Origin of the sequence: Bacillus sp. PS217, from assembly GCF_037963535.1 — a bacterium.
Lineage (GTDB): Bacteria > Bacillota > Bacilli > Bacillales > Bacillaceae > Bacillus > Bacillus subtilis.
This window is the reverse complement of the sequence record NZ_CP150157.1, coordinates 3,618,422-3,643,440: the sequence shown is the minus strand read 5'-3', so window position 1 is coordinate 3,643,440 and position 25,019 is coordinate 3,618,422. Positions and strand designations below refer to the sequence as shown.

The 25,019-nt window shown below is 37.7% G+C and carries 19 protein-coding genes; 12 read left to right on the top strand and 7 right to left on the bottom strand.

Features of this window, described 5'->3' with window-relative positions:
* Window positions 1-18: 18 nt before the first annotated feature.
* The 5 genes from NSQ83_RS18855 to NSQ83_RS18835 form a co-directional block, all read right to left on the bottom strand.
* Complete coding sequence (locus NSQ83_RS18855; RefSeq protein ID WP_088327097.1) at window positions 19-1,188, bottom strand: CDP-glycerol glycerophosphotransferase family protein; 1,170 nt, start codon at window positions 1,186-1,188, stop codon at window positions 19-21.
* A gap of 3 nt (window positions 1,189-1,191) precedes the next feature.
* Complete coding sequence (locus NSQ83_RS18850; RefSeq protein ID WP_003235523.1) at window positions 1,192-2,217, bottom strand: ribitol-5-phosphate dehydrogenase; 1,026 nt, start codon at window positions 2,215-2,217, stop codon at window positions 1,192-1,194.
* Entirely contained in the window at window positions 2,214-2,927 is a 714-nt protein-coding gene (locus NSQ83_RS18845; RefSeq protein ID WP_003235520.1) for a 2-C-methyl-D-erythritol 4-phosphate cytidylyltransferase, read from the bottom strand. Before NSQ83_RS18845 ends, NSQ83_RS18850 begins: the two co-directional genes overlap by 4 nt.
* Window positions 2,928-3,015: 88 nt before the next feature.
* Window positions 3,016-4,167 carry a CDP-glycerol glycerophosphotransferase family protein gene (locus NSQ83_RS18840; RefSeq protein ID WP_088327095.1) on the bottom strand — a complete coding sequence of 384 codons (1,152 nt, stop codon included), beginning with the start codon at window positions 4,165-4,167 and terminating at the stop codon, window positions 3,016-3,018.
* Between the two features lie 95 nt (window positions 4,168-4,262).
* Window positions 4,263-5,036: a WecB/TagA/CpsF family glycosyltransferase gene (locus NSQ83_RS18835; RefSeq protein ID WP_015251089.1), complete on the bottom strand. Its 774-nt coding sequence runs from the start codon at window positions 5,034-5,036 to the stop codon at window positions 4,263-4,265.
* Window positions 5,037-5,544: 508 nt separating this feature from the next.
* Here NSQ83_RS18835 and tagD point away from each other — a divergent pair.
* From tagD to tagH, 6 genes are all read left to right on the top strand, one after another.
* The gene (gene tagD / locus NSQ83_RS18830) at window positions 5,545-5,934 is read left to right on the top strand and encodes a glycerol-3-phosphate cytidylyltransferase (protein ID WP_029318766.1); all 390 of its coding nucleotides are present in this window, start codon (window positions 5,545-5,547) and stop codon (window positions 5,932-5,934) included.
* 93 nt (window positions 5,935-6,027) lie between these two features.
* Window positions 6,028-7,212: a CDP-glycerol glycerophosphotransferase family protein gene (locus NSQ83_RS18825; RefSeq protein ID WP_015251091.1), complete on the top strand. Its 1,185-nt coding sequence runs from the start codon at window positions 6,028-6,030 to the stop codon at window positions 7,210-7,212.
* Window positions 7,213-7,235: 23 nt separating this feature from the next.
* Window positions 7,236-8,576, top strand: coding sequence for a glycosyltransferase family 2 protein (locus NSQ83_RS18820; protein WP_204551393.1), 1,341 nt, complete (start codon window positions 7,236-7,238; stop codon window positions 8,574-8,576).
* A gap of 125 nt (window positions 8,577-8,701) precedes the next feature.
* A complete protein-coding gene (gene ggaB / locus NSQ83_RS18815; RefSeq protein ID WP_198878458.1) occupies window positions 8,702-11,404 on the top strand; it encodes a poly(glucosyl N-acetylgalactosamine 1-phosphate) glucosyltransferase in 2,703 nt (900 codons plus the stop codon).
* Between the two features lie 171 nt (window positions 11,405-11,575).
* The gene (gene tagG / locus NSQ83_RS18810; protein WP_014665585.1) at window positions 11,576-12,403 is read left to right on the top strand and encodes a teichoic acids export ABC transporter permease subunit TagG; all 828 of its coding nucleotides are present in this window, start codon (window positions 11,576-11,578) and stop codon (window positions 12,401-12,403) included.
* Between the two features lie 19 nt (window positions 12,404-12,422).
* Window positions 12,423-14,006: a teichoic acids export ABC transporter ATP-binding subunit TagH gene (gene tagH, locus NSQ83_RS18805; RefSeq protein ID WP_088327089.1), complete on the top strand. Its 1,584-nt coding sequence runs from the start codon at window positions 12,423-12,425 to the stop codon at window positions 14,004-14,006.
* Window positions 14,007-14,044: 38 nt separating this feature from the next.
* On the opposite strand, the gene galU is transcribed toward tagH, so the two are convergent.
* Entirely contained in the window at window positions 14,045-14,923 is an 879-nt protein-coding gene (galU, locus tag NSQ83_RS18800; RefSeq protein WP_003227944.1) for a UTP--glucose-1-phosphate uridylyltransferase GalU, read from the bottom strand.
* A gap of 340 nt (window positions 14,924-15,263) precedes the next feature.
* Here galU and NSQ83_RS18795 point away from each other — a divergent pair, with 340 nt between their 5' ends.
* From NSQ83_RS18795 to wecB, 4 genes are all read left to right on the top strand, one after another.
* On the top strand, window positions 15,264-16,631 hold the full coding sequence (locus NSQ83_RS18795; RefSeq protein WP_101172236.1) for an alpha-glucosyltransferase N-terminal domain-containing protein: 1,368 nt from the start codon (window positions 15,264-15,266) through the stop codon (window positions 16,629-16,631).
* A gap of 34 nt (window positions 16,632-16,665) precedes the next feature.
* Window positions 16,666-18,186, top strand: a complete 1,521-nt coding sequence (locus NSQ83_RS18790) for a glycosyltransferase (protein ID WP_029318774.1) — start codon at window positions 16,666-16,668, stop codon at window positions 18,184-18,186.
* Between the two features lie 75 nt (window positions 18,187-18,261).
* Entirely contained in the window at window positions 18,262-20,172 is a 1,911-nt protein-coding gene (locus NSQ83_RS18785; protein WP_029318775.1) for a glycosyltransferase, read from the top strand.
* A 22-nt stretch (window positions 20,173-20,194) separates the two neighbouring features.
* Window positions 20,195-21,337 (top strand): UDP-N-acetylglucosamine 2-epimerase (non-hydrolyzing), encoded by a 1,143-nt coding sequence (gene wecB / locus NSQ83_RS18780; protein WP_144500505.1) that lies wholly within the window; start codon window positions 20,195-20,197, stop codon window positions 21,335-21,337.
* Window positions 21,338-21,376: 39 nt separating this feature from the next.
* Here the strand turns inward: wecB and lytR are convergent, their stop codons facing one another.
* On the bottom strand, window positions 21,377-22,297 hold the full coding sequence (lytR, locus tag NSQ83_RS18775) for a transcription antiterminator LytR (RefSeq protein ID WP_144500506.1): 921 nt from the start codon (window positions 22,295-22,297) through the stop codon (window positions 21,377-21,379).
* Window positions 22,298-22,509: 212 nt separating this feature from the next.
* On the opposite strand from lytR, the gene NSQ83_RS18770 reads away from it, so the two are divergent.
* Window positions 22,510-22,833: a hypothetical protein gene (locus tag NSQ83_RS18770; protein WP_015384797.1), complete on the top strand. Its 324-nt coding sequence runs from the start codon at window positions 22,510-22,512 to the stop codon at window positions 22,831-22,833.
* A 27-nt stretch (window positions 22,834-22,860) separates the two neighbouring features.
* Window positions 22,861-25,014, top strand: coding sequence for a SpoIID/LytB domain-containing protein (locus tag NSQ83_RS18765; RefSeq protein ID WP_160221847.1), 2,154 nt, complete (start codon window positions 22,861-22,863; stop codon window positions 25,012-25,014).
* Window positions 25,015-25,019 lie beyond the last annotated feature (5 nt).

Here is a 25,019-nt window from a genome sequence, read left to right as displayed (position 1 = left end):
TTTGTACCTCACTTTCTCCTAATCGGCACCAGATGTTAAAAATGATGAAATAAAATCGGCTACCCGCTCTGAAGATTTGCCGTCCTGATGGGTGATAAATGCCTGTGAAAAATCTTCAATACGTTTCGTATCAGCCTCGTGATCACTCTCGATATCGTGTACAAGCGATGGAACGTCTTTCGAAATCGGCCCGGGTACAAACGATTCAAACGGGTAGTAGAAATCACGTTCTTCCAAGTAGTCTTCTAAATCCGGGCAGTAAAAATACATCGGACGTTTCAGCAGGCTGTACTCGAAAATAACTGAAGAATAATCGGTTATCAGCCCATCAGAGATTGCCATCAAATCGTACAAAGAGTACGAATCAGTTAAATCCAGCACAAAATCATCCTCTTCCGTGTGCGCATGTTTGCGCATATACGGATGAAGATGGAGGATCACGACATAATCTTTATGGCTTAGCGCCGATTTTAATTGTAGCAGATCAAGCGGTATAGCGTCACCCTCTTGATGATGTCCGCTGCCTCGAAAAGTAGGAGCATACAAAAGCTTTTTTTTATGCTTCAGTTCAGGATAAACCCGATGAAACTCATCCAGTACAGTGCGAATATGTTCCTTATGATAAAAGTAATCCGTTCTTGGAATGCCGAGCGGCAAAATCTGCTTTTGCTCCATTTGAAAGGCTTCGGCGAAATGCGGAACGGCAGCGGGTGCACTGACAATGGCATAATCATAGTTTGAATGCACGGGAACAATCTTCAAATAATCAGAAGAAGGGCCGAACGGCTTGTTCACAATGCTGTAGCCAAATTTTTTAAACGCGCCGCAAGCATGCCAAAGCTGGATGGCAACAGTTTCCTTTCGTTTTGGCACAACATACAAAGGAAAATAATAATCATCCAACAAAAGCACGCGGCATGTTGCAAGGTGATATAACGAGCTGAAAAGATGAAGCAAATATGCAGCTCGTCCGATCAGCCCCTTATCCATCTTGCGGAACAGCAGGGTGATGCGAAGAGACGGGTCTTGCTTCAGCTTTTCATAGACACCTTTAAAATTATCACTTAAATGATCCTCACGATAGGAAGCTATGACAATTTTGTTGTGCTGTACTGGTAATAAAGCGCTCAATAGTTTATAAGCAGTGCCGAATACTCCTTTTACAATTCGTGTAAGGAATGTTTTCACTGTTTAAATTTCCCATTCAATAACAGTTTTTCCCCAAGATGAAGTCAAATCTGCTTCAAACGCGTTTGTAATTTCCTCAATACTGCGTACCGGGAAGCGTCCGCCAACTAATGTTTCTAAATAATCAACGACTTCAGGGTATTGAGCTAAAAAGTCTACAGTACGGGCAAAATCCTCGCGTCCGCTCCGGCTGCTGCCGATCAGCGTAATCCCTTTTTCAAGCACCATTCTTGTTTCAATTTCAACAGGGTATTCAGACACGCCTAGGAGCGCTACACACGCTTCAGGATGGACATGGGCAATGATCTGTTCAATTGCGCTTTCACTGCCGCGTCCGCCCACGCATTCAAAGGCATGATCGATTCTGACATCTTCAGGAATGTCGTTAATTTGATAAGCTGCATCAACAAAAGAAAAATGATCAAGCTTGTAAGGTGTTTTTCCGAAAATAAACACCTTGCTGTCTGGATATTTTTTCTTCAGTAGAAGCGTCATGATAAATCCGAGATTTCCGTCCCCCCAGACACCGAATGTGTCACGCTTCTTATGCGCCATGCGCTCAAAGCGGGAAAGCGCGTGAACTGCAATTGTAATAAGCTCAGTGAAGGCTGCGACATGCGGATTAATGCTGTCTGGAAGCTCAACAAGCCGATCAGGCGCCATGAACATATAATCCTGCATAAATCCATCATAACCGCTTGAACGGAATCTGCTGGACCGCAGGTAATTCTCCGCGATGACTTCATGCTCTTCAACCGGTGTATTTGGCACCATAACAACCCGGGTTCCAACTTTAAATGTGCCTGTCGGATCAAACATGACTTTTCCGATCCCTTCATGGATCAGAGCCATCGGCAGTTTTTTGTCCATCGCTTCTTTGCCGCGTGAGCCAGTATAATAACGCTGGTCTGCAGCACAGATGGATAAATGGGTAGGACGGACGACGACCTTATCTGAATGGACAACTTTATCTTTATATGTCACTTCAAATTGTCGGGCAGAAACTAAACGATATGTTTGATTAATCATTGTGAAATTCGCTCCTGTAAAATGGCATTAGCCACTTTTAAGTCATATGGTGTCGTTACTTTAATGTTAAAGACTTCACCGCGGACCAGCTTCACTTTTTCACCTGCTAACGAGCAGATCTTGCAAGCGTCAGTAAGGACAGCTTTTTGCTCATCGGACAGTTTATTATAAAGCTCGACCAATTTGCTGATCCGGAAGCTTTGCGGTGTTTGCCCCTGATACATGTTATCGCGGACAGGGATATCAGAAATAAATTCCTGGTCTTCTGAAGCAATAATTGTATCAATGGCTGAGATAACAGTATCAACCGCGCCGTATTGAAGAACAGCATCAATGTTTTCATCGATAATGCGATGAGTGAGAAACGGACGCACAGAATCGTGAGTGATGATCACGTCATCATCCTGAATACCGAATTCTTTTTCAATATAGCGGATGCCGCTCATAATAGATTCATTACGGTCGCTGCCGCCTTCAACGACAATCAGGCGATCATCCTGCCCGATAAATTTCTTTAAAATGTCTTTTGTATGGTTAATCCACTCTTTAGGGGAGACGATTAAAATCTTATCGAAACGGTCATTTAATAAAAACTTTTCAACCGTATGAATGATAATTGGGCGTTTATTTAATGGCAAAAACTGTTTTGGCATATTGACGTTCCCCATGCGGGAACCTTTTCCACCGGCTAGAATCTCAGCATAAATCATAAAATGACTCCTTCCTTACTACAACTCATAATGTTTTATAAAAGGTTTTCATATTATTTGCAATACCGATCTCTATTATATATAAAGATCAGCTTGATTTCTCATTTACATAGCTTAAAAGCAGCTTGCTGGCATTCCCTCTCGAGTACAGATTCCATTCACGTGAAAAGCGCTCCACTTCAGCTTGAAGCCTGTTCATATCTTTCAGCTGGTCCAAGAGCATTCCTGAATCACGGCAAGGAACCCCGGGGATTACCTCTGTATAATGGCGGATTAAACCGCGGGTTCTGTTGTAAGCCTCCATATCATACGTATAAAACAAAATGGGTTTGTCCAGCAAAGCAAATTCAAAAGGGACAGAAGAATAATCTGATATTAACAGATCACTCATTTTTAAAAGGTCTGCAAGAGGGAGATCTGATACGTCTTTTATCCACGCACTATCCCCATGCAATTGAGCAGATTGCTTCATAACAGGATGAAGTTTTACTGCAAGTAAATATTCTCCTTTTAAATCATGCTGCAGCTGTTTTTCTGAAAACGGCAGCGAAAAGCTTTCAAACTGATGATCCCTAAAGGTTGGCGCATACAGGATGATTTTTTTCTCTGCCGGCAGGTGATATTTGCTTTTAAGGTCATTGCTGTTTTCCTTCACCTCATAGTAAGCATCGGTTAAAGGCACGCCAAACCGAAGAAATTTATCACCTTTTATATCGAAGAATTCTTTGAATATGTCAGCCATATGTTCAGAACCGACGACAATCCGGTCAAATGAAGCATACACTTTGCGAAAGCGTCTCACGTCAGCCCGCGAACGATTCTGTGTGTTGATATCCTTTAACCCAAATCGTTTAAACGCTCCATTCGCATGCCAAACTTGGATACACTCGATATCAGGTCTGCAGGTCAAAACGGTTGTCAAAACAAAATAGTTATCAACAATCACAGCTTTACTGCTCAGCATAGAAAAGACCGCTTTATATATATGAAGCGGGTGTTTTTCGTTAATAACTGAAACAGTAAGCTCAGGAAATTCTGTTTCCAGCGATTTGGCATGCTGGGTCAGAAGTACATGAATGGGAAATGAGTAGTGTCCCATCTGATATTCCTTTAATATTGCCCGGGCATTATCAGGAAAGGAAACAAGAAGGGTCACTTGACTTCCCGGTTTGACCCAAAACAGCAATGCGCCGATGACTTTGATGAACAAATAGTAAAAAAACGCAAACCAGGATTTCAATCTGTCATCAGCTCAAAACGGCTGCCGCGGATTGTCGGCAGGCACAGCGAAAGATTCATGCATTTCATTACATACCATAGCTCCTTTAAGGCCCATTACAGATGGCGTGATTGATCTTTGACCTGTCCCGTATATTGCGGCTTTGCTGAAGTTCGTTCATGTTTCAGCACGGCTGTAACATACTTAGGAATGCTAAGCATTCTTCTCCAGCGCGCAGGGTTTGTGATCAGCCTGTACATCCATTCAAGGTGAAAACGGATAAAAAATGAGGGCGCTCTTTTGACATTGCCGCTGAACACATCAAAGCTTCCGCCCAGCCCTACAGAAACAGCCTGAGGGAATAGATGTCGGTATTTATGGATAAAGAACTCCTGATTAGGATAACCTAAAGCAACAAATACCATGTCAGGATTTGAGGCTGCGATCTTGTCTGCTACCTCACGTTGATTCTTCACATAACCGTCAGAATATCCGGCAATTTCAATCCCAGGATAATCACGTTCGACTCGCTCGATTGTCTGAGCAATCACATGCTTAGCTGCACCGTAAAAGAAAACCCGTTTTTTCTTTTGATCAGCCTTCTCAAGCAAAGACGTAAACAAATCATAACCGGCGATTCTGGATTGAAGCGGCTTACCAATTAGCTTGGAAACCAACACAACACCAATGCCATCCGGCAAAATAAAATCAGCAGATGAAAGAACCGCTTCATAACGCGGATTTTGCATCGCTTCAAATCCGATTTCAGGATTCGCTGTTACGATGAACGCACCTTTATTCTGGTCCAAAAATGACGTTTCTAAATGTGATACAAATGAAGTCAGTTCACCGTCTACAAAATCTAATTGATTAATGGGTTTCGTTTGCATCGTATCAACCCTCCTTTTCATCTATATGTCTATAAAAAACACGTGTCATTCGTATAGTTTGATTAAAGACTCTTTGTCTGAAAACATTTTACTCTATCTTACCACAAAAATCTTTAGGAACTTTTAACATTCACATTACAATTCCTTCACGTTTTGACGATGAATTAATATGAGGAGGGGCGTACAAAATAAATGACGCAGCAGAAAGAAAATCGTTTCACTTAAAAACGCGACAAAGGATTCGATTTTTTCGAAAAAGAAAACTTGTTATAATGGGTATGGATAAGGCATTAGACCTGTAAAAATTATACATCAATACAACGATGATACCAAAAAATGCTGGTGATTGACATTTTTAAAGAGCCTTAACTTTTATAGGAACTTATGCTATTATTGTTCAATATTAATGGTACGTAAAAAATGTGTCGAAATTATAAACAATCTGTTAAGGTTTTTGGTTTTTTTCTGGTACTCTCAGTTGAAAACGGTTGGAAGGTGATGTTATCTGATGAAGAAAGTGATAACGTACGGAACATTTGATTTATTTCATTATGGACACATGAAGCTGCTGCAAAGAGCAAAAAATCTGGGTGATTACTTAATCGTGGGATTATCTACAGATGAATTTAATCTTCAAAAACAAAAAAAATCGCATCATTCCTATGAACATCGAAAATTCATTTTAGAAACAATTGATTTTGTGGATGAAGTGATTCCCGAAAAAAACTGGGAACAAAAAATCTCAGATATTCAAAAGTACGATATAGATACATTTGTGATCGGCGATGATTGGAAAGGGAAATTTGACTTCTTAAAGGAATATTGTGAGGTCATTTACCTCCCGAGAACAGAAGGCATTTCAACTACCCAAATCAAAAAAGACATGGCTAGTTTATAGAAGCACTAACTTAAAGAGGCTTGAAGTAATTCAGTTGCTTCTTTTTTTCTTGTTTGCGCAAATATAAATTTTTCACTCTTTAAGGAGTTCATTATGAAATCTTTTATTTTACAAAAATGCAGAAGTTTATTAGTCAGGGCCTATTCAGTTCTTTTTAAGATTTTTGCTCTTCTGCCAAGAAACAATAAATTAATTTTATTTGAAAGCTACTCAGGAAAACAGTTTAGCTGCAATCCCCGAGCAATCTATGAATATTTACAGGAAAATAAAGATCAATATGATTATAAAATGATATGGAGCATTGATAAACGATATTTGTCGGCATTAGACGGCGTAGATGCAGCATATATAAAAAGGTTTTCTTTTAAGTGGATTTGGTACATGGCTACAGCGAAATATTGGATTACAAACAGCCGGCTCCCTTTATGGATTCCAAAACCAAAAAACACATTGTATGTACAGACGTGGCACGGCACTCCGCTAAAAAAACTTGCTAATGATATGGATGAAGTGCATATGCCTGGAACCACAACTGAAAAATATAAACAGAATTTTCTGCAGGAAGCAAGCAAATGGGATTATTTGATTTCTCCTAATGCTTATTCGACTGAAATTTTTAAACGGGCATTTCAATTTAAAAAACAAATTTTAGAAACAGGTTATCCGCGAAATGACATTCTATATTCACCAAATAAAGAATCATTAATAAATAGGGTAAAACAAGAGTTAGAAATTAGCGAAGATAAAAAAATAATTTTATATGCACCAACTTGGAGAGACAATGAGTTTAAGAAAGTTGGTCAGTATAAATTTAAACTTCAATTTGATTTAGAGGAAATGAAGAGGAAGCTTGGGGACTCTGTGGTTATTCTTTTAAGAATGCATTATCTAGTTTCAGAACAATTTAATTTAGGGAAATATAAAGATTTTGTGAAGGATGTTTCCTTATATAAAGATATTCGAGATTTATATTTAATTAGTGATTTATTGATTACGGATTATTCTTCTGTCTTTTTTGATTATATGAATTTAAAAAAACCCATCGTATTTTTTGTGTATGATCTCCCGGCTTATCGAGACTCTATCAGAGGTTTTTACTTTAATTTTCAGCAAAAAACGCCAGGAAACTTGGTTCAAACAAGTGAAGAACTTATAGATACGGTAATAGAGTTGTTACATAATCCTTATATAGATCATAACTATGAGGATTTTTATAATGAATTTTGTAATTTAGAAGATGGCAAGGCTTCTAAAAGAGTAATTGAAACGATCCTTTAACTTCTAAATAAAGAGGTACAAACATGTTTTCTATAATTATGCCAATATATAATTCTGAGAATTATTTAAGGTACTCAATAGAGAGTGTCATTAACCAGTCAATAGGATTTAAGGAAAATATAGAACTGATATTAATAGATGATGGCAGTGTTGACAGCAGTCCTCAAATTTGTGAGTCCTTTAAAAATCTATATCCTAATAATATTAAAATCATGAAAATTGAAAACTCTGGACCCTCTGCTGCAAGAAATTGTGGATTATCAAATGTAAGCGAACAATCTAAATTTATTGGTTTTCTTGATTCTGACGATGCATTGTCTCATAATGCACTGCAAAGTGTTTATGATTTTTTTTGTGATTCCGAAGATGTAAATATCGCGGTATTACCTGTTTATTACACAGGTGAAAAAGAAGGCGAACATAAATTAAATAATAGATTTGAAAAAGGAACAAGAGTTATAAATATTCTCAACGATTATAAAGCTATTCACTTTTATATTGGCGGCACTTTTTACAGAAGACATACACTAAATCGTACCGTCCAGTTTGATGAATCTATAAAGTTTTGGGAAGACGCTATCTTTTTTAATCAGTTATTACTGAAAGAAAAAAGATACGGAGCAGTTGCAGAAGGAAAGTATTTTTATAGAAAACGGAAAGAACAGAACTCGTTAGTTGATCGTTCGTGGTTTAACAAAAAAAGGTACACATATTTGTTGAATGAATGTTACATGACTTTGTTGATGGATTCAATAAAAAAATATGATATAGTTTTGCCTTATCTGCAATTTTTAATTGTATATCATATGAAATTGTTTTTATATCCGAACTATAGAGATGTTTATAAGTCTGTTTTAGATCAACAAGAACAAAAAGTTTTTGTTGATAATTTTATAAAAGTTTTAAAATTTATTGATCCGCAATTTATAAAAGAACAAGATATGCCGATGTACTATAAAGAATTTATGTTTCACTTATTAAAAGAAAATACAGAAGCTCTTGAAAATATAAAAAAAGAAAGAGTACTGCTTAGTTCATGTACTGTTACTTCGACAAAAATAAAAGGGTTTAGACTTGAATTAACAGGGCACTTTATTAACCAGTATTATGAGATGAAAGAAAATGACAGATTATATATAAAATATTTTAATAGATTAAAAGTATGTAAACGAAAAGAACTGAAAAAAACAATTGAAGTATGGGGATATAAATTAAGAGATTTTAGACATGCTGGTTTTGTTGTAGAAATACCGATTTGGGCCCTTGCATTTGACTTTGTCCTAAAAACACCAAATGATGCTTTAGAACTTAACCATGTAAACGTATTTAAAAGTTTTCTTACAAAGACTTTAAAAAACAGGTAAGGAATCCTTTTCATACATTTTACTAAATTAATTATGTGTTTTCAAAAATTTAGCACTCTAATTGTTTTTACTTTTATTTACCCGGATTCTTATTCATATAAACATTTTGTTAGGAGTAATCTTTTATGAACGAAAAGAGTTTTAACTATGATTTCAGTGTTATAATGCCGATTTATAATGTCGAGTTATATCTAACTGATGCAATAGAAAGCGTTATTAACCAGACTTTAGGATTCGAGAATATTCAGTTAATACTTGTGAATGATGAAAGCCCTGATAAAAGTGAAATGATTTGTAAAGAATATGCTCAAAAATATCCAAAAAATATTGTATATGTAAAGAAACAGAATGGCGGAGTGAGCAGTGCCCGAAATTATGGTTTAAAGTATGCCGAAGGCAGATATATTCAATTTTTGGATCCGGATGATTTAGTTTCAGAAGAAACATTCGAAAATGTTTTAAACTTCTTTAACCAACATAAAAATGAAATTGATATTGTAGCAATCCCAATATTTTTTGAGGAAGGAAGAACTGGAGAACATAATCTAAATAATAAGTTTTCTTCCACGAGAATATTGGATGTGGAAAAAGAACCACATCATATATTAACTCATTGCTGTTCTACATTTATAAAAAATGATGCCTTGAAAAAAATCAGGTTTGATGAAAATTGTAAAATAGGTGAAGATGCTAAGCTAGTTAATTTAATTATATCGCAAAAGAAAAAGTATGGTCTTGTTAAGGAGGCAAAATATCATTATAGAGTTAGAGAAGATGGATCGTCTGCCATGCAGACTGCTAAAGCAAATAAGAATTGGTTTAACCATTCACTTATCACTTTCTCCAAGAATTTAATCGATATTACCAAAAATAATGAACAGAAAATACCTTTGTTTCTTCAATACATGGTTATGCATGATTTGAAGTGGAAATTATTGATTAAGGATATTAGTGAAACACCTTTAGACGAAAATGAATACCGCGAATTTTTAACATTGATACGAGAAGTATTATCGTATATTGACGACGATGTCATTATTAATACAAAAAGTGTCAGCCATTTCTATCTATATCATGCTTTAAAAATAAAACACGGTGAAAATTATAGTAAGTATGTATATGAAAAAGAAACTGAACAAGATTATTATTTATTCAGAGAAGATAAAATTGTTTCGAAGTTATCGAATCAAACTCTAACTATTGAGATTTTAGAAGAAAATGATGATTCTATTCATATTGAAGGATTTTGGAGCTCTCTTTTTAATTCTAAAGGCTTTAATTTTTATGCTAAAATTGGAGAAACAAAAATAAAAGCAAAGAAAATAAAAAGAAGGCATAACGATTATATAAGTTTGGGAGAAGTAATAAAAAAATATCCTGGTTTTTCTATAGATATTCCGAAAAGCTATCTTGATGGCAATCACCATATTGAATTTTTTATAGCTAAAGGTAAAAAAAGAAAAATGGCAAAACTTCGATTCTTTAAGTATTCAGGTTTGTCAAATGATCTATTTAACGCTTATGCAGCTAAAAAGGATTATATCTTTTATTATAATTATAAAAAATTAATGTTCAAACAAAACAATGTTAAAAATAGATTTATAAAAGAATTTCGTTTCTTAAAATCCCTTAATAAATTAGGAGATAAATCAAAGAAACGAAAATCAGCTATTAAAAAGGCAATGTTGGCAAGAGTGGCACACCATGTTTTTACTATTTTTAACAGGAAGCCAGTTTGGTTATTCATAGACAGACAAGATAAAGCTGATGATAATGCAGAGCACCTCTTTAAATATGCAATCAGCAAGAATGATGGGGTAAAAAAATACTTTATAATAAAAAAAGATAGCAAGGATTACAACAGGATTAAAAAATATGGAAAGGTTATACCATACAGATCTTTTAGACATAAAATTTTAACCTTATCCTCTTCCAAAGTAATATCGACACATGCAGATATATGGGTTGTAAATCCATTTTTTAATATGGAGATTTATTTTAGAGATTTATTTAATTTTGAGTTTGTCTTTTTGCAGCATGGAATAACAATGGCAGATCATTCTGAATGGTTAAATAAATACAGTAAGAATATCAAATTATTAGTCACTTCTGCCAAACCTGAATATCGGTCTATTGTGAAAGGGAATTACAACTATAAAAAAGAGAATATTTTGTTGGGTGGATTTCCGAGATACGATAATCTTAAGAAGAGTGAAGGAGAAAAGCAGCTTCTAATAATGCCGACTTGGAGAAAAGATATTGTATTACCGAAAGATCAGGCAAAAGGAGTAAGACCGTACAACCCGAAATTTAAAGATAGTGAATACTTTTCTAGGTATAATGCTTTGATTAATGATGAACGGCTAATCGAATTTGCTAAGAAAAATAATTATAAAATAACTTTTTTTCCGCACCCAGATATTCAGCAACAGATTGTAGACTTTGAAAAGCATGAGTATGTGGAGTTTGCCGACTATAACAGCAGCTATCAAATGCTATTTAATTCTTCTAATATAATGATTACTGATTTTTCATCTGTAGCGTTTGATTTTGCATATGAGAAAAAACCTGTTATCTATTATCAATACGAAAAATCATACCATTTTAAACTTGATTATTATGATTATAAAAAAATGGGGTTTGGTGATGTAATAGAAGATCATAATAGCTTAGTTGATAAAGTTATCTATTATATGAAAAACAATAGTCGTATGGAAGATAAGTATAGAAAAAGAGTAGATAACTTTTTTGCATATACTGATAAAAATAATAGGAATCGTATTTATAAAGCTATTTTGGAATTAGATAATAATAAAGTTGCTAAGTGAGTTTAATTTACCCTATACTGACACTTTAAAGTAAAGAGAAGTTCTGCGGGACTTCTCTTTACTTTTCAAAAGTGAAAAAAACCTCAATATCTGTTACAATATTCACCGGTGCTTTCAAATTTCTTTAACCGAAAGATCCAAAAAATCATTTAAGTCTAAGGAAGATAAACAATGAATGCATTAGTAAGAATCGTAAAAGAGCAAGTGACATCGTTTCCTTTAATTTTGCGCTTAGCTTCGTATGAGACAAAGTCTCAGTATCAGATGAATTATCTTGGCGTATTATGGCAGTTTCTCAATCCTCTCATTCAAATGCTGGCGTATTGGTTTGTATTTGGTATGGGGATTCGTAACAGCAAGCCAGTCATAACAGGTATTGGAGAAGTTCCTTTTATTGTTTGGATGTTGGCTGGTTTGATCCCGTGGTTTTTTATTAGCCCGACGATTTTGGATGGATCAAACAGTGTATTTAAACGGATCAATATGGTTGCGAAAATGAATTTTCCGATCAGTTCACTGCCTTCTGTAGTGATTGCTTCAAATTTATTTAGTTATTTTGTAATGATGGGTGTTTATGTCATTGTCCTTTTAGCAAGCGGTGTTTACCCTAGCTTGCATTGGATACAATATATTTACTATTTAATCTGCATGATTGTGTTTATGTTTTCATTTAGCTTGTTTAACTCTACAATCAGTGTGCTTGTCAGAGATTATCAATTTCTGCTGCAGGCCGTAACCAGATTATTGTTCTTTTTACTTCCGATTTTTTGGAATATCTCAGAGCAGCTCGGGAAAAATCACCCGAATCTTCTGCCTGTGCTTAAGCTGAATCCGATTTTTTATCTGATAGAAGGATTTAGGAACAGCTTCTTAGACGGAAAATGGTTTTTCCAAGACATGAAGTACACGCTGTATTTCTGGCTGTTCACATTCCTTTTATTGTTAGTGGGTTCTATTCTGCATATGAAATTCAGAGACAAGTTTGTTGACTTTCTTTAATACGTAAGGAGATTGTACGATGAAACTAAAAGTTTCGTTTCGAAATGTTTCAAAGCAATATCATTTGTATAAAAAACAATCGGACAAGATAAAAGGATTGTTTTTTCCGGCTAAGGATAATGGTTTTTTTGCTGTGCGGAATGTCTCCTTTGACGTGTATGAGGGAGAGACAATCGGCTTTGTAGGGATAAATGGATCAGGGAAATCAACCATGTCTAACCTGCTGGCTAAAATTATTCCACCGACCAGCGGTGAAATTGAAATGAACGGCCAGCCGTCGCTGATTGCGATTGCTGCCGGTTTAAATAACCAATTAACGGGCCGGGACAATGTCCGGCTCAAGTGTTTGATGATGGGGTTAACCAATAAAGAAATTGATGATATGTATGACAGCATCGTTGAATTTGCTGAGATTGGCGATTTTATTAATCAGCCGGTTAAAAACTATTCCAGCGGGATGAAATCGCGTCTCGGTTTTGCGATTTCCGTGCATATTGACCCTGACATTTTAATTATTGACGAAGCGCTTTCTGTAGGGGACCAAACGTTTTATCAGAAGTGTGTAGACAGAATAAATGATTTTAAAAAGCAAGGGAAAACGATTTTCTTTGTCAGCCACTCGATCGGCCAGATTGAAAAGATGTGTGACCGCGTCGCTTGGATGCACTATGGTGAGCTTCGTATGTTTGATGAAACAAAAACGGTTGTCAAAGAGTATAAAGCGTTTATTGACTGGTTTAATAAGCTGTCTAAAAAAGAAAAAGAGACATATAAAAAAGAGCAGACGGAAGAGAGGAAGAAAGAAGATCCTGAAGCGTTTGCCCGTTTCCGCCAAAAGAAGAAAAAGCCGAAATCATTGGCTAATGCGGTTCAAATTGCTATTTTGTCTATTCTGACTGTATTCATGGCAGGAACGATGTTCTTTAATGCCCCGCTTCGTACAATTGCTTCGTTTGGCGCTATCCCGCAAAATGAAGTGGAGAATCATCATGGCAATGCAAAGGGCAAGTCAGAGGAACGCTTAACCGCAGTCAATAAGCAAGGGTTTATAGCAAATGAAAAAGCGGCTGCTTATAAGGATCAGGGTTTGAAACAGAAGGCTGACGTTACACTGCCATTCGGTACAAAAGTGACGGTAGCTGCAAAAGGCAAACAAGCAGCGAAAATAAAGTTTGACGGGCACTCTTATTATGTGAAACAGAGCGCTGTTGCAACTAACATGAAACATGCTGAATTGCATGCCGCTGCATTTACGTCTTATGTCTCGCAAAACGCAGCATCTTCCTATGAATACTTTCTGAAATTCCTGGGAGACAGCAGAACCAGCATTCAATCCAAATTGAATGGATATACTGAAGGGGATACGGCTGACGGCAGAAAAACGTTAGATTTTGATTATGAAAAAATCAGCTATGTGCTGGAGAATGATAAAGCAACAGAGCTTATTTTTCATAACATTTCTCCTATCAACCCGGCGTCACTATCCTTAAGTGATAGCGATGTATTGTATGACAGCAGCAAGGATCGTTTTCTTGTGAATACAGCTGATCTTGTCTTCACAGTTGATAATGAAGAGCATACACTGACTTTGATGTTGAAATAAAAAAAGGCTATTGGATGAATGTCCAATAGCCTTTTTGTTTAGATTTCTTCTTTGTTTAGTAAACCTTCCATAAATGGAACGAGCTGATCGCGAAGCTCTTTATCCTGCATCGCAAATTCTAGAGTTGTTGTGATAAAGCCGAGCTTTTCACCAACATCATAACGCTTGCCTTCAAAATCGTAAGCAAACACTCTTTGAATTTCATTCAGCTTTTGAATGGCGTCTGTGAGCTGAATTTCTCCGCCGGCGCCAACCTGCTGCTCTTCTAAATACATGAAGATCTCAGGAGTGAATACGTAACGGCCTAAGATGGCAAGATTAGAAGGTGCTGTGCCTTTAGGCGGTTTTTCAACGAAGTTTTTCACCTGATAACGGCGGCCTTCACTTGTCAGCGGGTCAATAATGCCGTAGCGGTGTGTTTCTTCTTCAGGCACCTGCTGAACACCGATAATAGAAGAAAGTGTTTTTTCATATTCATCCATTAATTGGCGCAACCCTGGTGTTTCAGCCTGAACAATATCGTCTCCAAGCAGTACCGCAAACGGCTCATCGCCGATAAAGTTGCGCGCGCACCAGACAGCATGTCCGAGACCTTTAGGTTCTTTTTGGCGGATATAGTGAATGTCAGCCAGGTTAGAAGCCTTTTTCACTTTTTCAAGCAGCTCAGTTTTTCCTTTTTCTTCTAGGTTTCTTTCAAGCTCAGGAGAGTAATCAAAATGATCCTCAATCGCACGCTTGCTTTTTCCTGTTACGATAATAATATCTTCAATACCGGCTTCAACAGCTTCTTCAATTATGTATTGAATGGTAGGTTTATCAACGATAGGAAGCATTTCTTTCGGCATTGCTTTCGTAGCCGGCAAGAATCTCGTTCCGAGACCTGCGGCAGGGATTATGGCTTTACGTACTTTTTTCAATTTCAAAGCACCTTCCTTAAGAACAGATTTAGGGTCACTCTTTTGAATGCAGAGTATTTAAAATGTTTGAGTTTCTTTTCTCATCAATACCCTATTTTCATTCTGTTAAACACATTTAATCATATAAGAAAAACCAATATTAAACAAGAGTCAATTCAGTGACTTTGGGGTTGAAGAAATACAAAAAAATATCATTAATTGATAGATAAAACAGTTTCACCTGATCCGGTATTTCAAGAAATATAACAGCTTCTTCATCTCTAGAGCCTGCTCAGCAAAAGTGATATAATGTAGTTCTGAAAATGTGACTGTACGAATTTATTCGAAAGGTAATAAATAGATGATGACGATTAAGGTTTCTACTCCAAAATTAGCATTTGTTTGTCAAGAGCTGAATGCTGCAAAAAAGTTTAGTATCAATACGATCGATTGGAATTATCCAATGGAAATTGTCACTTTACATCATGAGCCCAATGGGCCTTCTTCTTTTAAAGATACTGCTGTTATTAATATGTACAGCTACTTTAAAGGTTCTGAACCTCAGAAAGATAAAATCAAGCATCCGATTGAACAAGAAGGTTTAACATATATTCAAGAACCAAATAAGCCAATTTATCGTTATTACAATAATGGACGTTATATCAAATATCAAAGGTTTACAGCATCAGGAGAACTTGCTGTTATTGATTACTTTAATGAAAGCAGGCAAAGATTTAAAAGGGAAGAATATGATTTGTCTGGATATGTACACAGCTTAATGTACATGGATCTGGACACTAACAAACCGAAGCAGCATCTTTATTTAAGGGCAGATGGCACTTGTTATATGACAAAATGGTATAAGAATGATGGAACAACTGAAAAAATTGTCATTTTTGACGAAAAAGAGAATATAGTCAGTGTATTGTATTCAGAAAATGAACTTGCCCGTTATTTTCTGAGCCGCTTGATAAAGGAAGCGGATTATTTATTTATGACTTCTGAAGTTGAGTTATATACTACATTAAAATCTCTTTCAGTTGAATATTCTTCCATGTATCTAGGTTTTATAGAGACGAATGAGATGTTGGAAAACCCTGAAAAGGAAATAGGCCACCTTGATGCTTTTGTGGTTCCTTCCTTGAAGAGATATCATGACATAATTAAAAATACGGGGCCTCGCACAAATATTTATTACGTTTCTGAAGAGCCGTTTACCCGCAAGCGTTTTGTGGACAAACTAATAGATCAGGTGCCATTTAATAATCAATTGAAGGATATGAATGTTGAGCTGTTAATGGCAGAATGGCAATCAAAATCCGATTTATATCTGTCAGCCAAGGTTGAATTTAAAGGCTGCATTCCTCCCCATTCTGTTGGCCGCCATAAAATGTATTGGAAATTAAAAAATAAAAAGAGCGGCACTGAAAGCACGTTTAACGCAAAAGTAAACAGCGAGGAAGAACTAATATTTACCGTAAGCGGTACACTTCGTGTTCACTCTGTATTAGATCAGTTGTCCACCATTGAATTGTATCTCTGTTCCGAGTGGGATAATAGCTTCTTTGCATCAGGTGTGCGAATAACCGATTCAAAGGAAATTCCATTATCAAAACAAAGTATTTCAGGCTGGCAAGTTACTTTAGAAAAAGAAAATAATTATTTGCGTGTTCAGACTGCCGAGGGATTTCGGAGAAAATTAATGAAACGGCTGTTTGTGAAAAAATAGCAGACAAGGTTTTACCAGAAGAAGGAGCTTGAAGATGAGAAGGATCTTTTCACTAATATATGAAATAGACATTGAAAAAGGCGGCATTACAAGCTCTATGATGTCAAGATCTTTTACATTTGCGGAGCGCGGCCATAAAATCGATTTGGTTACACTTGATTATAAAGACAATTATGATCAGATTGAGCAAGTGCTGAAGAGCGCTGGAAGGCTGCATGCTGATGTAAATATCCTCAATATTTATGATGACTATAAAAATCAGCATAAGCATATAAAAATTGGGGAAGTGCAACAAAGTTACTATGATCAAAATCGTAATCGCTTTGAAGAACCGTATGCTGCGTATCATAATGAGGAAAAATTAGAAACGGAATACTTCAAGAATGGCTTATATATTAAAAAGAAAAAATGGGATGAGTCGGATAATCTTTTATATGTAGATCATTTCAATGAAAATATGCAAATGACAAAGCGAGAATTCTTTCATGGCGGTTATGTAAATAAAACTGTGATATTCGATACAAGAAGCGGAAAAATCAATCAAATTCACTACACAGCACCCGACGGTTTCTGTTATTTAACAGAATGGTACCATTTTAAAACAGGAGCCAGTCAAGGAGTTATGCTGTTTGGCCGTGATGAAAAGGAAGCTGTATTTTTCAAAAACAAGCACCAGTTTCATACACATTGGCTTGAAACGTTATGTGAGAAAGAAAAGGACCCTATTATCATCTGTGATGGAGTCGGAAGTGCTTCAAAAGTAAATGAAATGCGTGCAGGATTGGCAAAACGATTTTACTGTGTTCACTCAAATCATTTAGATTATCCTTATACGTTAGGCAGCAAAGTTCGAACCAATCATCAATATGCGATGGAGCATATTAAGGATTATGACGGGCTGATCGTATTAACGAATGAACAAAAAGAAGATATCATGAAGGATTTTGAGTCGAACAATAATATTTTTGTTATTCCTCATGCACCAAGAAGGCTTGAAAAATTACAAACGTATGAAAAGAAGAAAAACGAATTTGTCATGGTGGCCAGATATCATGAGGAAAAAGGGATCGATAAGGTCATAAAAGCAATGGGAATCGTAAAAAAATCCCGGCCGGATATTGTCCTGAATATATATGGCAGCGGTCCCGGCCATGAGGAATACCAGCAATTGATCGATGATCTTAAGTTAGATAATGTACATTTAAAAGGATATGTCGCAAATCCCGCTCCATTTTATCAGCAGGCGCTTGCCACATTATTAACATCAAAATTTGAGGGGTTTAGTCTCGCGATTTGTGAATCGTTTTCGTGCGCAACCCCTGTTATCAGTTTTGATGTGAAATACAGCCCGAGGGAGCTCATAAAAGAACACGAAACGGGAATGCTTGTAGAACCTGATAATATTGACATGCTTGCTGAAAGTATCATTTATTTGTACGACAACCCTGAGAGAGCCATTCAATATGGAAAAAACGCAAAGAACTTAATGGATACTGAATATAGTGAAGCCCGATTATTTGAAAGATGGGAAGAAGTATTTGAAATAACGAAATAGTACGTTTTTGCATCATTTTTGTTCATTATATGAGCTTTTGCGAATGAAATAGAAGCGGATAAGGATAGAGGTGTCATGGTGAAAATCACTGCAGCAGTACCCACATACAACTCAGAACATTTTATCTCCCGCTGCCTGGATAGTCTGGTTCAACAAACCATGCCGAATAATGAGTACGAAATTATTTGTGTAGATGATTGTTCACAGGATGGCACGGTTTCAATATTAAAAAAGTACAGTGAACAGTATTCTAATATAACGGTTATAGAACGAGAAAAAAATTCGGGAGGGCCGGGGGAGCCGCGAAACCAAGCGATACGTGCTGCGAACGGTGAATACATTTTTTTTATTGATTCCGATGATTATGTAGGAATCGAAGCGTTCGAGAGAATGTATCAATTTGCAAAACAGCATGATTCAGATATTGTGCTTGGGAAAATGGTCGGTGTAAACGGCAGATCGGTCCCGCAAGCTATTTTTAAGGAAACGAAACCTGAGGCGGATCTTGTAAAATCTCCGCTTGTTTACTCAATAGGACCGACAAAACTTTTTAAAGTCTCACTGCTTAGAATGCATGACATATATTTCCCCTCTAATATACAGGCTACAGAGGATCAGGTATTTGTCATGCAGGCTTATTTAGAAGCGGACAAAATTTCTGTCTTGGCCGATTATGATTATTACTATGCTGTACAGCATGATGGCGAGCATATGACGTTTGCATACGTTGCGCCTCAAAGCTACTATGGCGCAATGAAGGTAATCATAGATATGATTCGTAATAGCCGTCTTTCACATAATCGCAAAATGAAGTTTATGGCGAAATTTTTGAATCGTCATTTTGATTTTTCCAGAACAACGGACTTTACCGTAACAATCGAGGACGAACGGGAGCAGCAAACATGGATGACAGAGCTGCATCATTTTGTTGAACAAAATATACCACGGGAAATTGATAAACTTGTTCATTCTCATACGCGGTTAAAATTACACTTTGTACGCCATAATGACCTAAAGGGCTTAAAGCAGTTTGAAGCTGATAAAGAAAATATGGCCCAATATACGTCAGTTAAAAATGGTCATATCATAGCAAACTATCCCAGCCTTATCTCATATCATTTGGCAGAGAATGAACGGATTGTTGATGACAGAAACAAAATCAGTCATTACGTGAGCGAATTTCAAATGAAGGACAACACTTTCACATTAAGAGGGTCGGTTACCCACACGGCTTTACAACCAGAGCATCAAGCTATGCAAACTTTATACGGCATTTGGGTGCACCGTGATAGAAAAACTGAAAAAATCATTTCTCCAGTGTATTCCAAGGACGGAGAATTTGAATTTCTCACGAAGTTTACTGATTTGGCTATTCATGAAGAAGATATTGGTGTGTGGGATTTCTTTATTGAATCGGGGATAGACGGCTATAAAAAACGCGTCCGAATTGGCAGCAGCAGAGAACCGTATCCTTATTCAAAACATGCTAAATATATTGGGAATAACGGGGAATATGCTTTCAGCGCACGGCCGTACTTTACTAAAACCTATGATAATTTGTCGGTGGATATCAGAAAGCAGGAAGTTCTGAAAGTCGAATTCAGAGATAATGATTCGGACCAGCATTTAACGTTCGTATTTCCTGGAAGCCAATTGTTTTTTCCGAAGCAATCTTTATTATTGCTCGAATGCAATAACCAAGAGTTTTTAATACCAATAAAAAATCAAATCAGTTCAGCTGATGGGACAGTGATACAGGTTGATCGGAATCTCGTTCAGCAAAAGTTTGCTCCGGCTTATTTACAAAACACCAATATTGTTTTATCCATTAATTCTTATAAAACCACATTGGTTCCGAAAAAGGATGTCAGTGTGTACTTTTGCAGTAAAAATATTGAAAAAAAGCTATGGTGCTTTAAAATAAAGAAGAAAGTAGATCTATTTATACAATCGGACCAATCGAAATTCTATCTAACAGCCCGTTAAACAAAGAAACCAGGTGACAAATATGAAAAAACTAAAAGTTATGACTGTTTTCGGGACCAGGCCTGAAGCGATCAAGATGGCACCGCTTGTGCTTGAATTGAAAAAATATCCTGAAATAGATTCCTATGTAACGGTAACTGCACAGCACAGACAGATGCTCGATCAGGTGTTAGATGCGTTTCACATCAAGCCTGACTTCGATTTGAACATTATGAAGGAGCGGCAGACACTGGCAGAGATTACGTCTAACGCACTTGTAAGATTGGATGAGTTGTTTAAAGATATCAAACCCGATATTGTGCTTGTCCATGGTGATACGACGACGACGTTTGCCGGAAGCCTAGCCGCTTTTTACCATCAAATTGCTGTCGGTCATGTGGAGGCGGGGCTCCGTACAGGGAATAAGTATTCCCCGTTTCCGGAAGAGCTCAATCGACAGATGACAGGGGCGATTGCTGATTTGCATTTTGCTCCGACAGGCCAGGCGAAAGACAATTTATTAAAAGAAAACAAAAAGGCCGACTCTATTTTTGTAACGGGCAATACAGCGATTGACGCACTCAACACAACGGTTAGGGATGGTTACTCACATCCTGTTCTCGATCAGGTGGGTGAGGATAAAATGATTCTCTTGACCGCTCACCGCCGGGAAAATTTGGGTGAGCCAATGGAAAACATGTTCAAGGCCATCCGCAGAATTGTAGGGGAATTTGAAGATGTACAAGTCGTTTACCCTGTGCACCTGAATCCTGTTGTCCGGGAAGCGGCTCAGAAGCATTTTGGTGATTCTGACAGAGTGCATCTGATTGAACCTTTAGAGGTGATTGATTTCCATAACTTTGCAGCGAAATCGCATTTTATATTGACAGATTCGGGCGGCGTGCAGGAGGAAGCCCCATCTCTCGGGAAACCGGTTCTTGTTCTGCGTGATACGACGGAACGGCCTGAAGGAGTGGAAGCGGGAACGCTGAAACTTGCAGGGACGGATGAGGAAAACATTTATCAGCTGGCAAAACAGCTGTTAACTGATCCTGATGAGTACAAGAAAATGTCCCAGGCTTCTAATCCGTATGGAGATGGAGAGGCTTCCCGCCGGATTGTGGAAGAATTGCTGTTTCATTACGGGTACCGGAAAGAACAACCGGATTCATTTACAGGCAAATAAAAAAGAAGCTTTGCACATTGTGCGAAGCTTCTTTTTGTTTTACTTTTCGAGGCTGTCCTTCAGCTCTTTTGTAATATCGGAAAGGGCGCTTTCATCAGCTTGGTAGTAGTAAATTCCATTGATTTTCGTGCCTGTACCTTTTAGTTCGTGCTGTTTAATATGTTTTCGCGCACCTTTGTAATCGGACTGGATATCCCACATGTTATCGAAGGTCAAGTTCGTTTTCACATTATCTTCAACAACTTTAAACATATCTCCGAATTTCGTGATGGAAGAAATATTAGCGCCTTTATTAATAATACCTTGGATGACTTGGCGCTGGCGGTCCTGGCGTCCGAAGTCGCCTCTCGGATCTTCTTTTCTCATCCGGGTATAAGCGAGCGCTTCTTTTCCGTTCAGCGTGATTTCTCCTTTGCCGAACGAATAACCGTCATAACTGAACGCGAATGTGCTGTTAACTGTAATGCCGCCAAGTGTATCAACAACGTCTCTAAAGCTTTCCATGTTCACTTTCACAAAATAATCAACCGGGACATCGAGGAAGTTCTCAACAGTGTCTACCGTCATCTGCGTGCCGCCGAAAGCGTATGAATGGTTGATTTTATCCATTGTGCCTTTTCCGATAATTTTTGTATACGTGTCACGCGGAATGCTGACCATGTCGGTTGTATTCGTTTTTGGGTTAACGGTCATATAAATGAGCGTATCGGCACGGCCCTTATCGCCGTCGCGTTCATCCACACCCATGATTAAGACGGAAAAAGGATCTTTTTTATTGATACTGACCTCTTTATCCCTCTTTTTCGATTTATCAATGCTTTCATGAATACTTGCCACGGTTGAAGCTGCTTTATGCCATAAGTAGTATGCATAGCCGCCAGTTCCGAGTACAAATACGGCCACAATGGCTAAAATGACAAGTAATGCCTTTCTTTTTTTCTTTCTTTTTTCAGCTCTCATAATAAAGTCCTCGCTTTTTTGTAATCTAGTACGATTATAAGTTTCTTAATATTTGAAAACAACTAAAATTTGTCTGATTCTTTACAATAGACGGCTCCTTGTAATAAATGTTTCGGTATTTTAAGAAAATCCGCAAAAATTTTTCGTTGTTTTGAAAGAAATCTTAAAATAAGCTTAAAATTGTCGATAAAAAGTGGAGAGGTGATATAGGAATGAAAAAAATTGCTATTTTAATGTTCTCAATGCTGCTTCTTTTGTCTGCGTGCGGCACAGCTCAGAACTCATCAGGAGCAGAAACAAATTCAGACAGCCAGGATGCGGCTGCAGAAGAGACAGTAACGAAGGAAGGCACTTTTGCCGGTTTGGCGGACAGCCATACAATTGCAGTCACTATTGATGATAAAGAGACGTCGATTCAGGTTGGTTCAGACCTTCAGGACAAAATGAACAGCATTTCAGAAGGGCAAAAAGTTGTTGTCAAATATACAAAAGATTCAAATGGCGCTTTAATGCTTAAGGATCTTGAGACAAAGTAATAAAAAACTCTTAGGGGGTTCCATGTTTTGAAAAAAATGAAGCTCTTGCTTCTATCGTCAGTCACTGCGGCGGCTGTAGCATGTCCGGCGTTTATGCAGACTGCGAAAGCCGCTGATAAAACCATTTCGGTTAAGCTGAGTAATTATGTAGGCAGCAAATCAAGTTTGGATGTCGATATCACAGGCGGATATGAAATTCCCGGCTCAAGAATTGCGGATACGGAGCGATATGGAGGAGCAACCCGTTTTGATGTTGCCAATAATGTCGCCTCTGCCGGATGGACAAATCCAACGACTGTGGTCATTGTGAATCGGGATGCTTTTGCCGATGCGCTCTCAGCAACCCCGCTTGCCAAAAAGTACGATGCACCGATTTTATTAACAGACGCAGATTCGCTAACACCAAAAACAGAAAGCGAAATTGCAAAATTAAATCCTGACAATATTCTCATCATTGGCGGGACAATCAGTGTTTCTAAAAATGTAGAAAATACATTAAAAAAATATGGTTCTATCGATCGGATTGGCGGAGCAACCCGTTACGAGGTTTCTAAAAACATAGCCGATCGGATGGGGAATTACAGCCAGGCAGTAGTGGCCACAGGCATGGTCTTTACGGATGCCCTGTCAATCGCGCCATATGCTGCAATGAACGGTTATCCGATTTTACTTGCGGGAGACAATAACATCCGCAGTGATTACAAAATTCCAAGCAAGGTTACAATTGTCGGCGGTCCGTTGAGTGTCAGCACTGGTGTGGAAGCTGCATTAAAAAAGAAGGCAACTGTGAAACGGATTGGCGGCGTTTCACGATATGAGGTATCTGCCAATATCGTTAAAGAATTAAATATGAAAGCAACAAAGGTATTTATGTCAAACGGCCAAACATTCGCGGATGCATTAACGGGATCTGTGCTTGCAGCAAAGCAGGGAAGCCCTTTACTGCTGGTTGAATCAGGCAGCCTGCCGTCACCAGTCGCTGATGTAGTAGCGTCAAAAGGAACTCAGTCATTTGCGCTGCTTGGAGGAAGCATTTCCATCAGTGATACGCTAAAGAACAAACTGGCAGATACTTTTGCAGGAACTGGATATACAGTCAAGTTAACCGGCGGAAACCTAGTGCTTTATAAAAACAGTACTGCAATCAAGACGCTTGGAACGTCTTTTACAGCACAGCCTAAAAAATATGCAACTACAAATTCTATCAGTCTGAACGGAACGCCATATCTCGGAAACATGAAATTTACAATAGAGTCAGGCAAATATGTTCGGCCAATCAATGTGAATATCCCCTTTGAAGATTATTTAAAGGGTGTTGTTCCTCATGAAATGCCGGCCAGCTGGCAGAAAGAAGCGCTTAAAGCCCAAGCTGTCGCAGCGAGAACTTATTCCATCAGTTCGGCCGGAAAAGAAGTACAAGACACCACCGCTTTTCAGGTATATGGCGGATATGACTGGAATTCAAAAACTTCAGAAGTGGTCGAAGCTACAAAAGGAAAAGTTTTGAAATACAATGGGAATTTGATTTCTGCTACGTATTCCTCAAGCAACGGCGGCTACACAGAAGCGAGCGGTGAGGTCTGGAGCAGCCAGCTTCCTTATTTAATCGCCAAAAAAGATACGTACGACCCGCAAATCAGCTGGTCTCTGTCTTTAAATAAAACCCAGCTTGATAAGAGCAGTCTGAATCTGAAAAGCCCGGGTTCATGGTGGAGCTCTAAAAATGAAACAAACTTATCATATTTGAGCGGTTTGAAAAGCTGGTTTATTAAAAATAAATACAGCAATGCCGAGTCTATCAAAATCACGAAAATATCCAGTGTGAAATTCAGCACGGAGAAAACTGCCGGTCAGCGGCCGAAAACAGCAAGCGTCACATTCTCATATTTCGTGAAAGAAAAATCAAATGGCTATATCCTGTCAAATGGAAGCCTCAGTGAAAAAACAGCAACAATTACTGTACCTGCAACAGAGCTGAGAACGATGCTTGGCGCTTCCAATATGAAGAGTACATATGCTTCTGTCTCAAGCAATACAAACGCCTTTCTCATTAGCGGTAAAGGATACGGACACGGCATAGGCATGAGTCAGTACGGAGCCAATGCCAGAGCAGCTGCCGGACAATCTTATACAACAATTTTAAGTTTTTACTATCCGGGAACAACTCTATCAAGCTATTAAAAGAT

Bases quoted from the DNA above. Each gene is read 5' to 3' on its own strand.
- NSQ83_RS18850 (WP_003235523.1), bottom strand. From the start codon at position 2,217: ATGATTAATCAAACATATCGTTTAGTTTCTGCCCGACAATTTGAAGTG.
- NSQ83_RS18845 (WP_003235520.1), bottom strand. From the start codon at position 2,927: ATGATTTATGCTGAGATTCTAGCCGGTGGAAAAGGTTCCCGCATGGGG.
- NSQ83_RS18835 (WP_015251089.1), bottom strand. From the start codon at position 5,036: ATGCAAACGAAACCCATTAATCAATTAGATTTTGTAGACGGTGAACTG.
- tagD (WP_029318766.1), top strand. From the start codon at position 5,545: ATGAAGAAAGTGATAACGTACGGAACATTTGATTTATTTCATTATGGA.
- NSQ83_RS18825 (WP_015251091.1), top strand. From the start codon at position 6,028: ATGAAATCTTTTATTTTACAAAAATGCAGAAGTTTATTAGTCAGGGCC.
- NSQ83_RS18820 (WP_204551393.1), top strand. From the start codon at position 7,236: ATGTTTTCTATAATTATGCCAATATATAATTCTGAGAATTATTTAAGG.
- ggaB (WP_198878458.1), top strand. From the start codon at position 8,702: ATGAACGAAAAGAGTTTTAACTATGATTTCAGTGTTATAATGCCGATT.
- tagG (WP_014665585.1), top strand. From the start codon at position 11,576: ATGAATGCATTAGTAAGAATCGTAAAAGAGCAAGTGACATCGTTTCCT.
- tagH (WP_088327089.1), top strand. From the start codon at position 12,423: ATGAAACTAAAAGTTTCGTTTCGAAATGTTTCAAAGCAATATCATTTG.
- NSQ83_RS18795 (WP_101172236.1), top strand. From the start codon at position 15,264: ATGATGACGATTAAGGTTTCTACTCCAAAATTAGCATTTGTTTGTCAA.
- NSQ83_RS18790 (WP_029318774.1), top strand. From the start codon at position 16,666: ATGAGAAGGATCTTTTCACTAATATATGAAATAGACATTGAAAAAGGC.
- NSQ83_RS18785 (WP_029318775.1), top strand. From the start codon at position 18,262: ATGGTGAAAATCACTGCAGCAGTACCCACATACAACTCAGAACATTTT.
- wecB (WP_144500505.1), top strand. From the start codon at position 20,195: ATGAAAAAACTAAAAGTTATGACTGTTTTCGGGACCAGGCCTGAAGCG.
- lytR (WP_144500506.1), bottom strand. From the start codon at position 22,297: ATGAGAGCTGAAAAAAGAAAGAAAAAAAGAAAGGCATTACTTGTCATT.
- NSQ83_RS18770 (WP_015384797.1), top strand. From the start codon at position 22,510: ATGAAAAAAATTGCTATTTTAATGTTCTCAATGCTGCTTCTTTTGTCT.